The organism is Collinsella sp. CLA-ER-H3, from assembly GCF_040092425.1.
Taxonomy (GTDB): Bacteria; Actinomycetota; Coriobacteriia; order Coriobacteriales; family Coriobacteriaceae; genus Collinsella.
In genome coordinates, this window is the sequence record NZ_JBBNLP010000007.1 from 31,258 (window position 1) to 44,182 (window position 12,925).

12 protein-coding genes are annotated in these 12,925 nt (G+C 60.0%); 8 read left to right on the forward strand and 4 right to left on the reverse strand.

Annotated features, from left to right (window positions below; all coding sequences use genetic code 11):
* Positions 1-76: 76 nt before the first annotated feature.
* The gene (locus AAAX32_RS06815; RefSeq protein WP_349100346.1) at positions 77-955 is read right to left on the reverse strand and encodes an ATP-dependent sacrificial sulfur transferase LarE; all 879 of its coding nucleotides are present in this window, start codon (positions 953-955) and stop codon (positions 77-79) included.
* Positions 956-1,128: 173 nt separating this feature from the next.
* Here AAAX32_RS06815 and AAAX32_RS06820 point away from each other — a divergent pair, with 173 nt between their 5' ends.
* Entirely contained in the window at positions 1,129-1,779 is a 651-nt protein-coding gene (locus AAAX32_RS06820; protein ID WP_055286235.1) for an HAD family phosphatase, read from the forward strand.
* 113 nt (positions 1,780-1,892) lie between these two features.
* Here AAAX32_RS06820 and AAAX32_RS06825 read toward each other — a convergent pair whose 3' ends face one another.
* Positions 1,893-3,005 (reverse strand): LacI family DNA-binding transcriptional regulator, encoded by a 1,113-nt coding sequence (locus tag AAAX32_RS06825; protein ID WP_035138733.1) that lies wholly within the window; start codon positions 3,003-3,005, stop codon positions 1,893-1,895.
* Between the two features lie 315 nt (positions 3,006-3,320).
* On the opposite strand from AAAX32_RS06825, the gene glmS reads away from it, so the two are divergent.
* A complete protein-coding gene (gene glmS, locus AAAX32_RS06830) occupies positions 3,321-5,168 on the forward strand; it encodes a glutamine--fructose-6-phosphate transaminase (isomerizing) (RefSeq protein WP_349100347.1) in 1,848 nt (615 codons plus the stop codon).
* A 115-nt stretch (positions 5,169-5,283) separates the two neighbouring features.
* Here glmS and AAAX32_RS06835 read toward each other — a convergent pair whose 3' ends face one another.
* Entirely contained in the window at positions 5,284-5,985 is a 702-nt protein-coding gene (locus tag AAAX32_RS06835; protein WP_226790702.1) for a GntR family transcriptional regulator, read from the reverse strand.
* Between the two features lie 193 nt (positions 5,986-6,178).
* Between AAAX32_RS06835 and AAAX32_RS06840 the strand changes: the two genes are divergently transcribed.
* From AAAX32_RS06840 to AAAX32_RS06850, 3 genes are all read left to right on the forward strand, one after another.
* Positions 6,179-7,213, forward strand: coding sequence for a YeiH family protein (locus tag AAAX32_RS06840; RefSeq protein ID WP_349100348.1), 1,035 nt, complete (start codon positions 6,179-6,181; stop codon positions 7,211-7,213).
* Positions 7,214-7,479: 266 nt separating this feature from the next.
* Positions 7,480-8,697: a helix-turn-helix domain-containing protein gene (locus tag AAAX32_RS06845; protein WP_349100349.1), complete on the forward strand. Its 1,218-nt coding sequence runs from the start codon at positions 7,480-7,482 to the stop codon at positions 8,695-8,697.
* A gap of 84 nt (positions 8,698-8,781) precedes the next feature.
* Positions 8,782-9,357, forward strand: coding sequence for a hypothetical protein (locus AAAX32_RS06850; RefSeq protein ID WP_349100350.1), 576 nt, complete (start codon positions 8,782-8,784; stop codon positions 9,355-9,357).
* A 55-nt stretch (positions 9,358-9,412) separates the two neighbouring features.
* On the opposite strand, the gene AAAX32_RS06855 is transcribed toward AAAX32_RS06850, so the two are convergent.
* The gene (locus AAAX32_RS06855; RefSeq protein WP_349100351.1) at positions 9,413-9,934 is read right to left on the reverse strand and encodes a nitroreductase family protein; all 522 of its coding nucleotides are present in this window, start codon (positions 9,932-9,934) and stop codon (positions 9,413-9,415) included.
* 294 nt (positions 9,935-10,228) lie between these two features.
* On the opposite strand from AAAX32_RS06855, the gene AAAX32_RS06860 reads away from it, so the two are divergent.
* The 3 genes from AAAX32_RS06860 (at position 10,229) to AAAX32_RS06870 (ending at position 12,924) form a co-directional block, all read left to right on the forward strand.
* The gene (locus AAAX32_RS06860) at positions 10,229-10,519 is read left to right on the forward strand and encodes a hypothetical protein (protein ID WP_006235631.1); all 291 of its coding nucleotides are present in this window, start codon (positions 10,229-10,231) and stop codon (positions 10,517-10,519) included.
* Positions 10,520-10,699: 180 nt separating this feature from the next.
* Complete coding sequence (locus tag AAAX32_RS06865) at positions 10,700-11,200, forward strand: MarR family winged helix-turn-helix transcriptional regulator (protein WP_117848565.1); 501 nt, start codon at positions 10,700-10,702, stop codon at positions 11,198-11,200.
* Positions 11,200-12,924, forward strand: coding sequence for an ABC transporter ATP-binding protein (locus AAAX32_RS06870; protein WP_117848564.1), 1,725 nt, complete (start codon positions 11,200-11,202; stop codon positions 12,922-12,924). The genes AAAX32_RS06865 and AAAX32_RS06870 overlap by 1 nt, the downstream gene beginning before the upstream one ends.
* The last annotated feature ends 1 nt before the right edge of the window (position 12,925 follow it).

Genomic DNA, 12,925 nt, shown 5'->3' on the forward strand with positions numbered 1-12,925 from the left:
GAAGTTGAACGTCAGATTGCCGTGCCCGGGGCCTGCGCAGCGCCGAGCAGTTACGCCGTTTGTAAAACGGCGTAACCTAAAGGTTCATGTTGCCGTGAATGTAGGGGGTGACCTCGGGGGAGATATGGTCGCAGCCCAGCTCGCGCAGCGCGGACTCGATGGCGGCGGGCAGCGGGGTTTTGCCCTCGGCGTCAACGGCGTTGCCACCGAGGGTAGCAATCTTGGCGACATCTGCGGGTGCGGCCTCGATATGCATGCAGCCGCCGATCAAGCGCGCGCGTACCTGTGCCAGATCAAGATCGTGCAGGTAATCCTCGCAGGCGCGGATTAAATCGACCTTCTCGCGCGTAAGCTCCTCGCCCGTGGGGACGCGGGTGGCAAGACATGCTCCCGCCGGCAGGTTCCAAACGGGATAGCCCCATGCGCGCAGCAGCTCGCGCTCTTCGTCCTTGGTAAAGCCGACCTCCATGAGAGGGGAGCGTACGCCGAGCTCTTTTGCCGCACGCATGCCGGGGCGGTAGTCACCGCGATCGCTTGCATTGCTGCCATCGATGACGGTGGGAAAGCCGAGCGACTTGGCGTGGTTGACGATGGCGGTAAAGCCGGCGTGCTTGCAGTGGTAGCAGCGATTGGCATCGTTGCAGGCTACCTGGGGGAGCTGCAGCTGATCCACCGAAAGATTGAGCACGGGGAGTTTAAAATGCGGTCCTTCATTGGCTTGTCCATCAACGGACCGCTCAAACGAAGCCTGCTCGGGCGTGCCGATGAGCGGCGTGGTGAGATGGACGAGGAGGGTATTGGTAGGCATGATGCGGGCGCATACGGCGGCCAAAAAGCTGCTGTCGACGCCACCGGAAAACCCGATAGCCACGCGCCCGTATGCCAAAAGCAGCTGTTCGAGCGCCGATAGCTTGTCTTGAAGCTCCTCTGCGGGTGCCGTGGTGTCTAAAATCATGAAACGATCCTTATCGTTGAGTACTCGATTGAAAACTATAATCCTAATGCGTTACTTGCCATAAGACTTCTATCTGTGTAACGAAAGTGCAATATGGTATATACGTTATATACAAGTTGTCAAATGCGGTAGAGTTGCGGCAATGCGACAGCGAGAGTCGATGGGGGACCGATATGATCAAGGCTGTTATTTTTGACATGGATGGAACGCTGGTCGATACCGAGCGTTTGGGGATTAGGGCCTGGAAGGCAGGCGCCGCTGAGTTGGGGCTCGCGATTGATGAAGCGCTGATCCATCAGTTTATCGGTCGCACGCTACCCGATGTCATGAACATCCTCGATAAGCATTACGGCAGCCACGAGACCGCCGAGGCGATCTATGTCCGCCACAAGGAGATTCGCGACGAGATGGTCAAGACCGATCTGGAGCTTAAGGCCGGCGCTGCCGAGTGCATAGACGAGCTGTTGGCTGCGGGCTATCACGTAGGCCTTGCAACGTCATCGCGCCATGTTACGGCCGAGCGCAACCTTAAAGCATTCGGTCTTTTTGACAAGTTTGAAACGGTAACGTGTGGCGAGGACGTCGTGCATGGCAAGCCCGACCCCGAGATGTATCTGCTCGCCTGCGAGCGCGCGGGCTTTACTCCCGAGGAATGTGCCGTGGTCGAGGATTCGCGCAACGGCTGCGTCTCGGGCATTACGGCTGGCTGCCACGTCTTTGCCGTCCCCGATATCGTGCCGCTGCCGCAGGACGTGGTGGATGGCTGCGAGGCCGTGCTCGATACGTTGTTCGATCTGGCGGCGGCGGTCAAGGCCGTGCGCTAGACAATTGCGGCGTTGAAACGAGCAATTGCTTACGTTTGCGCTTAAACAAAAGGGGTCCGGCAATGGTCGGGCCTCTTTTGCTTGAGCGGCGACTTAGCATACTTGCGGGCGTGCTATAGATACGCACCGAGGTTGATGGCCGTGGCGTCGGTCTGGCTGCTTGCCTGGGTGCTGGCGCGTTCCAGCAGGAACGGACGTACCAGTTCTTGGCGGTTGATGTCCTCGGCGGCGGTGACTGCGGTGACGGTGCGCGCTGTAGAGCCGACGCGGATATGCTTGGTCTTTGCTGGGGCCTTGTTCTCGATTTGCTCCATGAGCAATTGAACGCCCTTGCGGCCAATCTCGTAGCCCGGGGGCGCTACCGTAGTGAGCGGGACCGATCCGCTCCAAGCGAGCGGGTTGCCATCGCAACCTGCTACGCGTACTTGCCCGGGGACGGCGATGCCTTTGTCGACCAGCGCCGAGATGACGCCCGAGGCCAGCACGTCGGTCAGGCCGACGACAAAATCGGGGCGTTCGTCGGCGGGGCGCGCGGCGATTTGGGTGCCGATGCCGTAGCCGTCGGCGGCGGTATTCCATTCGCCGGCGTCGATGACTTCGATCTTGATATCGGGATGTAGGGCGAGCGCCTTATGAATGCCAAGGACGCGCAGGGTGAGTTGCATAAATGCTGCTCGGCCGACGACGACAATATGGTGCGCGCCGCGGGCGATGGCGAGCTCGGCGATGATGCGGCCTTGTGCCTCGTTGTCGGCGGCCACGTAGTAGCCGGGCTCGGAGCAATGGATGTCCAGATGGACGATCGGCACGGGCATCTTGGTCAGGGCGGGGTGCCAGTCGGGGGATGCCATGGGCTGAACCATGACGCCGGACATCTGGGTGCCCATAAAGTAGCGCAGGTAATGGTCCTCGAGAATATCGTCGTTATCGGCGTTGGCGATGAGCAGGTCGTAGCCGTGCTTGCGGGCCTCGTTGTGGGCGCCGCTGGCGATTTGGAGTGAAAAGCCGTGGTCGAGACGGGGGAGCACCAGGCCAAAGGACTTGGTGGCGCCGCCCGCGAGCTGACGAGCGCTTTGGTTGGGCAGGTAGCCCAGTCGATTGATGGTTTCGTTAATGAGCTTGAGGGTCTCGGGACGCAGCTTTTCGGGGTGGTTGAGCGCGTTGGAAACCGTGCCCAACGAAACCCCGGCCTCGCGCGCGACGTCGCTGATTTTTACCTTTGCCATAGCGGCCCCTTTGATGCGTTTCAAGTACAAGCCAGATTGTAGCATCGCCCGCCCCTGAGGTGTCAAAACCCGCCTATTAGGGACAGGTTTATTTTGGCAGGTTTTATCTGGGCAAACGATGCTGTCAGACCAAACCACCACGAAGGTGCCTGCCCCCTTCGGGGCGGGGTGTGTGTATCGAGTGGTATTCAAGTTGAGATACCACTTCTGGTATATCAGCTTGCGTTTGCGTGAGTACAATACTCGAACGTTATGCGTCTCAGCGCCCCCTGTGCGTGGACGTTTTGCAGTCAAGCGGACGAAGGGATTTATCCTATGTGCGGAATTGTCGGCTACACCGGCTCTGATATTGCAAAGAACATCCTGGTCACAGGCCTCAAGCGTATGGAGTATCGCGGCTATGACTCCTCGGGCGTCGCGCTCGAGGTGGGCGAGGGCGCCGCGGCGCACCTCGACGTCATCCGCCGCGTGGGCAAGGTCGCGGGCTTGGAGAGCGAGCTTTCCAACATCGACAGCGACGCTACCTGCGGTATCGGCCACACCCGTTGGGCCACCCACGGCAAGCCCTCCGTCGTTAACGCTCACCCCCACACCAGCTGCGACGGTCGTATCGCCATCGTCCACAACGGCATCATCGAGAACTTCGCCGAGCTGCGCGAAGAGCTGGAGGGCCGCGGCCACCACTTTAAGAGCGAGACCGATACCGAGGTCTTCGCGCATCTGATCGAAGAGGCTTATGCCGAGACGCACGACCTGATGGCCTCCGTGCGCGAGGCTTGCGCCCACGTGGTCGGTGCCTATGGTCTGGCCGTCGTGTGCGCTGACGAGCCCGGCGTGATCGCCGTGGCCCGCAAGGATTCCCCGATCGTGGTCGGCACGGGCGAGACCGGCGCCTATGTCGCCTCCGACGTCATCGCGCTCATCGACGCCACCCGCGATGTCGTGGTGCTCGAGGACGGTCAGTTTGCCAAGCTTACGCCCGCAGGCGTCGAGTACACCGACGAGGCCGGCAACGTTATCGAGCCCAAGGTCACCCACATCGACTGGGACCTGGACATGGCAGAAAAGGGCGGTTATCCCGACTTTATGCTCAAGGAGATCCACGAGCAGCCGCGCGTCGTGCGCGACACGCTGGTGGGCCGCATGACGCCGGCCGGCGAGCTCGACATCGACGAGCTGGGCCTTTCGCTCGAGGAGCTCAACGACATCGACCGCGTCTACGTGATCGCTTGCGGCACCAGCTATCACGCTGGCCTCATTGCCAAGAATCTCATTGAGGGCTGGGCTCGCATCCCCACCGAGGTGGAGGCGGCCAGCGAGTTCCGTTATCGCAACCCCATCATTACGCCGACGACGCTTGTCGTTGCCGTGTCCCAGTCGGGCGAGACGGCCGATACCCTTGCCGCCATTCGCGATGCGCGCATCAAGGGTGCCAAGGTCTTCGGCATCACCAACGTGGTGGGCAGCCCCGTGGCGCGTGAGAGCGACGGCGTCATCTACACCAAGGCCAACAAGGAGATCGCGGTCGCCTCGACCAAGAGCTTCATCGGCCAGGTCGTGAGCCTTACGCTTTTGGCCCTGCTGCTGGCGCAGGTCAAGTACCGCTTGACCACTAAGCAGGCGCGCATGCTGTTCCGCGAGCTTTCCGATACGGCCGAGCAGATCCAGTGGATTTTGGATACCCAAACCGAGGCCGTTCATGAGGCTGCCCTGCTGTGCAAGGACGCGCAGTCGGCGCTGTTCGTGGGCCGTGGCATGGGTGCCGCTATTTCCTACGAGGGTGCGCTCAAGCTCAAGGAGGTCAGCTACCTGCACGCCGAGGCATATGCCGCCGGTGAGATGAAGCATGGCCCCATTGCCCTGATCGACCCGGGCTTCCCTGTCATCGCTGTGGCCACCAAGAGTGCCACCTACGACAAGACCGTGTCGAACCTTATGGAGTGCAAGGCGCGCGGTGCCAAAGTCATCGTCGTTGCCACCGAGGGCGACGAGGAGATCAACAAGATCGCCGACTGCATTATCCGCGTGCCGGCAGTCCGCGACGTGTTCAGCCCCATCACGGCGAGTGTCCCGCTGCAGCTGCTCGCCCGCGAGGTCGCCATCCTGCGCGGCTGCGACGTCGACCAGCCCCGTAACCTGGCGAAAAGCGTCACGGTCGAATAATTGTTGTTCCGCCGTTCTAACAACTAAGGCCCGGCTCCGCATCAAGACGGAGCCGGGCCTTGTTGCATTTTCCATGGTAAAACCTGCCAAAATGAACCTGTCCCTTTTTGGCAGGTTAGCGGAGCTTGCTGGTCTCGAAGTACTCGGGGAACTGGTCCAGAACCTCGGTCTGGTTGCGGAACATCATATGCAGGTGCTTGCTAACCAAAAAGCTCGCTTCGATGGGGTCGCGACCGGCGATAGCGCGGCGAATCTGCTTGTGTTCGTTCACGATGTCCTGATTGTCGAGAACCTGCGTGGCAGCGCGCAGCCAGCGGAAGCGCTCCAGGTCGGCATTGGTCTCTTCGAGCCACGACCACACTGTGCTGCGACATGCGATGCTAAAAATCATGTGATGCATGAGGTTGTCGCTCAAAAAGAAGCCGATGCGATCCTCTTCGGCCATGGCCTTTTCCTGCAGCGCGATGGCGCGGTCGAGCTGCTCGATGCCAGCCGACGTGGCGCGCGCACAGCACTCCACAATCACCTGCTTTTCCAGATGCTCGCGGATGTAACAGGCGCTCTCGGCAAGGGTGAGGTTGATGGGTGAGACGTAGGTGCCGCTCTGGGGCACGGTGCGCACCAGGCCTTCCTGCGCCAAGCGAACCAAAGCCTCGCGCACGGGCGTGCGACCCATGTCCAGGTCATCGCAAAGCTGCTTGACGCCCAGCTTTTCGCCCGGCTTGTAGTCCAGGTAGACGATTTTGCGTCGAATGGTGTGGTAGGACTGGTCCTGTAGGCTCGTTTCCTGCTCGCCGACGTGCATCGATTCTTCCATAGCGCCTCGCAACTGTTCTATCAAACTCATATGTCAGTTGTTAATTATGCCGCGAATCAGCTCTCCGCGGTGGGTAATTCGGCTGTTGCCTGAGAACTATTGCGGCATCTTAGTCTGTGTTTGCGCAAGGCTGCGCTCAATGTTGCCGTATCATAAGCCGTCGCAAACGTGAAATAGAAAGAAGGAATCCCATATGCAACTGGCAAATATCGTACGCGAGCGCTGGAAAGGCGTCTTGTTCTGCCTGATCATCGCCATTCCCGCGACGTTGCTCGGCAAACAGGTTGAGGTGGTCGGCGGGCCGGTGTTTGCCATTCTCTTTGGCATGGTCCTGGCGCTCGTCTTTCCCAAGAAACGTCGCGAACAGCTCGCCGCCGGCGTTACCTATACGTCCAAAAAAGTCTTGCAGTACGCGGTTATCCTGCTTGGCTTTGGCATGAACCTCTCCCAGATTCTGTCCAAGGGCGCCCAGTCGCTGCCCATTATCGTGGCGACAATCTCGACCTCGCTTGTCATCGCCTTTGTGCTCTGTCGCGTTATGAACGTGCCGGGTAAGATCGCGACGCTTGTGGGTGTGGGTTCGTCGATTTGTGGCGGTTCTGCTATCGCCGCGACCGCACCCGTCATCGATGCCGACGATCGCGAGATTGCCCAGGCTATTTCGGTCATCTTCCTGTTTAACGTTATCGCGGCGCTCGTGTTTCCAACGCTCGGCGGCATGCTCGGGCTGACCAACGAGGGCTTTGGCCTGTTTGCCGGCACCGCCATCAACGACACCTCGTCCGTAACGGCTGCGGCGAGCGCCTGGGACAGCATGCATCCCGGCGCCAATGTGCTCGAGAGCGCCACGGTGGTCAAGCTCACCAGAACGCTGGCCATCATCCCCATCACGTTGGTCCTCGCATGCTGGCAGATGCATCTGGCGCGCAAGGCTGGCGGCGACGCCAAAAGCACGTTCTCCCTTAAACGCGCGTTTCCCATGTTTGTGCTGTTCTTTGTGCTGGCGAGCGTGATCACCACGGTGCTTCAGCTTCCCGCGCCCATTACGGCGCCCATCAAGGAGCTATCGAAGTTCTTTATTGTGATGGCCATGGCGGCTATTGGTTTTAATACCGATATCGTCGAGCTGGTCAAAAAGGGCGGCAAGCCCATCGCGCTGGGCTTTTGCTGCTGGATTGGCATTGCGTGCATGAGTTTGGGAATGCAACACGTGCTGGGAATCTGGTAGAGAAGTAGCTTATTTGCGTGCTGCATGCTGGTGAGCGCATTCTCACGGTGGAGCGATAGGAGCTCTTGCGGGTATGGCTTGTCCGCAGGTTTATAAGTCCCGAAGAGCTCTTATCGCCCCGCCAGGATGGCGATGCGGGGCAACACCTATACTCGCAGGACGGCGCTTTCTGCCCTATAGTGTTTGGTGAGCAATATCGTTCAATTTTGAAACACTTGGTCGTGCGACCGTCGGCGGTTGCACGTCGCTGCAGACGGGGGCAAATCATGGATAGCGATGCCAAGCTGAACATCTTGACCGAGGCCCTAGCTGCTGCCGGGGCTTCGGCATTGGCAATCGATGCGCGTGGGGACGTCGCGATCTCGACCATGAATGACGCGGCGCTTGAGCGGGATGTGGCAGCTTTTGTTGCCGAGCGCCTCGACCGTATAGGAGATGGCGCGCGTCTGGTTATGGGGCGTGCGGGTACGCGTCTGAGCCTGACCGTTCGCTCCACCGACAAAGAGGGCGGGGGCCTTTGGGTCGTCGTGGTCCGCGAGGTGCGCGGCGCCGCGGCGCATGCGGGCATCGAGTGGCTCAACGCCGACGAAGTTGAGGCCCGCTATGAATCGAGCGCGTACGGCATCGTTGAGGGTGCCGCTGCGGTGGCTGCACCGGTTGCCGAGAGCTATGCGCGCGGCGTGCCCCTTATGCTCGAGGGTGAGCTGGGAGCGGGTCAGGTTGAGATCGCCAAGCGCCTCTATCTGGACGGTCCTTTTGCCGATCAGCCCTTTGTTTCCGTCGCGCTCGATGAACTCACCGATCGCGGTTGGCGCCATGTGCTCAAAAGCTCCGAATCGCCGCTGTTCCAAACGGGGCTGACACTTTGCATTGAGGGCTGGAATGCGGTTGGCCCCCAGCGCCTCCGCGAGCTGGTTTCCACGATGGCCGACACCGCGTTGGCGACGCGCTGTCATGTGGTGCTGACGGCGGATGACATGCCGGGCGGCAGCGAAAGTGATCAAGCCGCCTTTGTGACCGAGCGCTTCGCCTGTGCGGTGAGCGTGGCGCCGGCAATCGCCGAGCAGGGAGCCGCGTCGACGAAGGTTGCGCGCTATTTGGAATATCTCGCTGACGCATTTGGGACGGCAGCGCCCACACTGTCTGCCGCGGCGACGAAGACGCTCGATGCTTACCGCTGGCCGCGCAACTATCTGCAGCTCCGCGAGGTCTCGGAACGACTGTATATATTGGTGGGGACGGGCACGGTGGACCGCGCTGTGGCGGAGGAAGTGCTCGCCCAAGAGGACGTGATTAAGACCGCAACCTTTGGCGCCCCGACGCTTGAAAGTGACCTGTATATCCTGCGACCGCTGGCCGATACCGAGCGAGATATCGCGCATCTGGTTGTAGACCATCTCCACGGCAACCGAACCCGTGCGGCGGAGGTGCTGGGCATAAGCCGTACAACGCTGTGGCGCTTGCTGAAGGACGATGACCGTTGAGCGAGGCGCCCGTGACCGCACGCGACGCGTGTGCTACAGTCCAAAGCGTTATTGTTTCGATTTGGTTACGGCGTGCGAGGGCATATGGCTGAGACTTCAAAACCGAGCCGCAGAAGGCGGAGTGCCGCGCCGGTCAACCGACGCACAACATCGGTGACGTGGGGCAAACACGCCTCGGGGTTTGATGGCTCGTTCAAGCGCACTAAATACGGCTATCCTTCGGCAAGCGCCCGCTTGGCAATGCAGGCAGAGTCCTCGCTGTGGGGCCGCAAACGCGTGGTGGGCTCAAAGCTCAAGCACGACGGAACGCTCGGCTACATCAGCCGCGGGGCGGCTCGCCGCAGCGGGCTCAATCCCGCCGGCTGGCATCGCTACGTGCCGATCGTGGCCGCCGTTGCAGTGATCGTCATCGCACTCGCCGCGCTCGGCTACGCCGGCGGTGGCGCCAACTTGGACGCAGTGTTTAAATCGCCCGAGCTCGCGCATGCAGGCACAGAAGTTGTCGAGGGCGCTCAGACCCAGACGGGCGTCGCACCCCAGCGCGGTATCGTCGCGGCGGCCTCCACCATCGCCGACGCGCAAAAGGACGAAGATAAGCAAGGCGACGACGCCGAAACGGCCCAGACGAACGAAACGACGACTACTCAAATATCAACATAGCTTGCCGGCAGAAGGGGACGTTCCTTTTCTGCCGGCAGTTTGGGACACTCCTGCGCTACTTGACGTATACCACGTTGTCGCGGCGGGGTTTGGGCTCGGGTAGCGTGTCCTCGGCGTAGCCAAGAATGCAGTTACCGACACCGCGCAGGCTGCCGTCGGCGGGCAGTCCCCAGCTGGCCAGCAGCTCCAGGCCCTCGGGCGAGTCAAAGACCTCATGCGCGCGGTGAATCCAGCACGAATCGACACCCAGTGCATAGGCGGCGTTGAGCAAGTTGCCCATAGCGAGCGAGCCGTCTTCCAGATGTGTGGGCACGCTGCGGTCAACCAGCACCACCACAACGGTCTTGGCGCCATAGAAGGGGTCGCTGTTGCTGCCCATGACCTGGGCGTTGAGCTGTGAAAGACGCTCGACGGTCGCGGGGTCGGTGACGGCGACAAACGTTACCGGTTGGCGGCCCATGCCGCTCGGTGCATATTGGCCGGCTTCGATAATACGTGCAAGCTTTTCGGCCTCGACGGGACGATCGCTGTAGTTGCGGCAGCTGCGACGGTGAATGAGTGCTTCGATAGTCTCCATGGTGTCTCCTTGCGGTGGCGTTGCAGATGCCCCGTTCATACCCGTCGGGCTTAAACGATAGACGGTCAATTACCCAGCCAAAAGGATAGATTCCAATTGGGAAAGTAGGTTTGCATAAAAGTACCTTCAGAATGTGACAAACAAATGGGATGGTTAAACGTTTTATCCCGTCTACCCTGCGGTTTTTTACCACTTGCCTAAATGACGAACGCATAACCTTTGATAAAGGTTTTACTAAAGGAGTACCAACGTTTATCAATGCGCCGTGGTGGCGCCGGGCCAGGAGGTAACATCATGTTCCAGGCTGGAGATGTCGTCGAGACCGATTTCGAAGGATTTCTGAAGCTGCTGCGTTCCAAGACGCGCGCTTTCGTGTCGATCAACGATCACGAGTACTACATCACGCACACCGATGGCTATTGGCGTGTTCAGGATTGCGAGGCCCTCAACGACAAGGGCCACTTTACTGACTGCTCCGAGCTGGTCAACACGGTCTGCGAGGTCGTCGAGCTGCCGTGGATTGCCGGCAAAAGCCTGCATGACAGCTTCTCGGGTGCTACGGTCTATGAGGCCGTCGCCGCTTAACAGGCAATAAAACCCGATTTTCACGTGACCGCTGGCGCCGCCCCCGCGCCGGCGGTCTTTTTCTGCCGATAGGCCATAAAATGCGCGCATTTGCGGAGAGCCTGTTGACGATAGTCAAAACTCGGACTAATCTAGAGACACAAAATTGGTCAAAAATCGGACAATCGAATGGTGGGATAGATGAATAGTGCGGTTACGCTGGTCGACTTCGATCGGTTGCTCAATGGACTCGACCATATCTATTCGGAGTTCTCGCGCGCCTGCGGCCTTTCGGACTGCGCCTATTGGATGCTCGTCGACACCAGCACGGCGGGCGGCAGTATTGCCGTAAGCCGTCTGACAAGCGAATGGTTCTACAGCAAGCAGACCATCAACTCGGCAATTAAAACCTTGACGGCGCGGGGCTTCGCAACGTTGGAGTTTGCCGAAGGCAGTCGTAAGAGCAAGGTTGTGAGCCTGACCGAAGAGGGCAGGCGATTTGCCGAGCGTTATGCGTTGCCGGCACTCAAGGCCGAACAGCGAGCCTTTGGCGCGCTTGAGCCATGTGAGCAGCGCGAGATTATGCGCTTGATCGGCAAATTCTCTCAGGTGCTCGGCGATGAGTGCGATGCCTTTAAGCAGCATATCGCTGCCGAGAGCCAAGCCGAGAATCAAGGTGAGGGGGAGTCGTGCGACTGTTAATGAGGTTTCTAAAGCCATATCGAGGGCTTGTCGCAGTGACGCTGCTGGTGCTGCTGGTGGATAACGTCGGTACGCTGTTGGTTCCCACGATGCTGGCGAACATGGTCAACACCGGTATTACCACGGGCGATGTCGACTACATTTTACGCAACGGCCTATACATGTTTATCGCAACCAGCATGGCTAGCGGCGGCACGGTGCTGGGCTGCTATCTTTCGGCGCGCCTGGCCGCCAACGTGGCTTGCGATATTCGCAATGCCGTGTACGACAAATCGCTCGAGCTCGCGGCCAGCGATTTTGAGCGCTTTGGCACCGGATCGATGATCACGCGCTCGCTCAACGACATCAACGTGATTCAGCAGGCGATTCTGCAGACGATTCAGCTGGTGCTGCCCGTGCCGTTTTTGGCTGTGGCGGGCATCATCTTCGCCTGGTTTATCGATCCCGCCATGGGCACGCTTCTGGGCGTAGTCGTTGCGATTGTGCTGGTGGCGGCGGTCTTTACGGTTGCCAACGCGGCGCCGATTTTTATGCGCCTACAGGGCTTTATCGACCGCATGAACGTGGTGCTGCGCGAGAATATTGTGGGCGTGCGCGTCATCCGTGCGTTTAACAAGGAGCGCCACGAGGAACGGCGTCTGGACGAGGTGTTTAGCGAATACGCCGCCAACGCCATCAAAGTCAACCACCTGTTTGTGGGCCTCGACAGCTCAAGCTTCTTTTTGATGAACATCGCCGAGGTGGCGGTGCTGTGGGTGGGCGGCAACCGCGTAGGCGCCCACGCCATGCAGATTGCGAGTATCTCGGCGGTGCTGGAGTATGCAATTCTGATCCTGTTCTTTGTGATGATGGCCCAGATGGTGGTGCTGACGCTTCCGCGTGCTGCCGCGTGCCTGAACCGTGCGCAGCAGGTGTTGGAGATTGAGCCGAGCATCGTCGATGGCGAGCGCACGCTGGATGACGGGGCGCGCGAGCCCCAAGACGAAGCCGATGCGGTGGCCGTGTTCGACCACATGTCGTTTCGCTTTGACGATGCCGACGAGGACACCCTGTGCGACCTGAGCTTTGCCTGCCGTCGCGGTCAGACGACTGCGATCGTTGGCTCGACAGGCTCGGGCAAATCGACGGTGGCAAAGCTTCTGCTGCGCTTCCACGATGCCACCAAGGGCTCCATTCGCCTGAATGGTGTGGACCTGCGCGAGCTTACGCAAGACGAAATCCGCGGGCGCATTGCCTATGTGCCGCAGAAGGCGTGGCTGTTCTCGGGCACGGTAGCGAGCAACCTTCGCTTTGGTAACGAAGGCGCGACCGAGGGCGACATGCTTCACGCGCTTGAGGTTGCCCAGAGCACCTTTGTACTCGACCAACCGCAGGGGCTCGATACCCCGGTTGCCCAGGGCGGTACGAACTTTTCGGGCGGCCAGCGCCAGCGCCTGGCCATAGCTCGCGCGCTCATGAAGCAGGCCGATTTGTACATCTTCGATGACAGTTTTTCGGCCCTGGACTTTAAGACCGATGCGGCCCTGCGCCATGCATTGCAAGACGAGACGCGCGATGCCGCGGTGCTCATCATCGCGCAGCGCATCTCGACGATTCTGCATGCCGACCAGATTGTCGTGCTCAAGGATGGCGAGGTTGTGGGCTTGGGCACGCATGGCGAGCTTATGGAAACCTGCGAGGTGTACCGCGCCATCGCGGAATCGCAGATGAAGGGAGGTGAGTAGC

What these genes read in the sequence shown, in the direction of transcription:
- AAAX32_RS06815 (WP_349100346.1), bottom strand. Translation starts at nt 955, where the DNA reads ATGATTTTAGACACCACGGCACCCGCAGAGGAGCTTCAAGACAAGCTA.
- AAAX32_RS06820 (WP_055286235.1), top strand. Translation starts at nt 1,129, where the DNA reads ATGATCAAGGCTGTTATTTTTGACATGGATGGAACGCTGGTCGATACC.
- AAAX32_RS06825 (WP_035138733.1), bottom strand. Translation starts at nt 3,005, where the DNA reads ATGGCAAAGGTAAAAATCAGCGACGTCGCGCGCGAGGCCGGGGTTTCG.
- glmS (WP_349100347.1), top strand. Translation starts at nt 3,321, where the DNA reads ATGTGCGGAATTGTCGGCTACACCGGCTCTGATATTGCAAAGAACATC.
- AAAX32_RS06835 (WP_226790702.1), bottom strand. Translation starts at nt 5,985, where the DNA reads ATGGAAGAATCGATGCACGTCGGCGAGCAGGAAACGAGCCTACAGGAC.
- AAAX32_RS06840 (WP_349100348.1), top strand. Translation starts at nt 6,179, where the DNA reads ATGCAACTGGCAAATATCGTACGCGAGCGCTGGAAAGGCGTCTTGTTC.
- AAAX32_RS06845 (WP_349100349.1), top strand. Translation starts at nt 7,480, where the DNA reads ATGGATAGCGATGCCAAGCTGAACATCTTGACCGAGGCCCTAGCTGCT.
- AAAX32_RS06850 (WP_349100350.1), top strand. Translation starts at nt 8,782, where the DNA reads ATGGCTGAGACTTCAAAACCGAGCCGCAGAAGGCGGAGTGCCGCGCCG.
- AAAX32_RS06855 (WP_349100351.1), bottom strand. Translation starts at nt 9,934, where the DNA reads ATGGAGACTATCGAAGCACTCATTCACCGTCGCAGCTGCCGCAACTAC.
- AAAX32_RS06860 (WP_006235631.1), top strand. Translation starts at nt 10,229, where the DNA reads ATGTTCCAGGCTGGAGATGTCGTCGAGACCGATTTCGAAGGATTTCTG.
- AAAX32_RS06865 (WP_117848565.1), top strand. Translation starts at nt 10,700, where the DNA reads ATGAATAGTGCGGTTACGCTGGTCGACTTCGATCGGTTGCTCAATGGA.
- AAAX32_RS06870 (WP_117848564.1), top strand. Translation starts at nt 11,200, where the DNA reads ATGAGGTTTCTAAAGCCATATCGAGGGCTTGTCGCAGTGACGCTGCTG.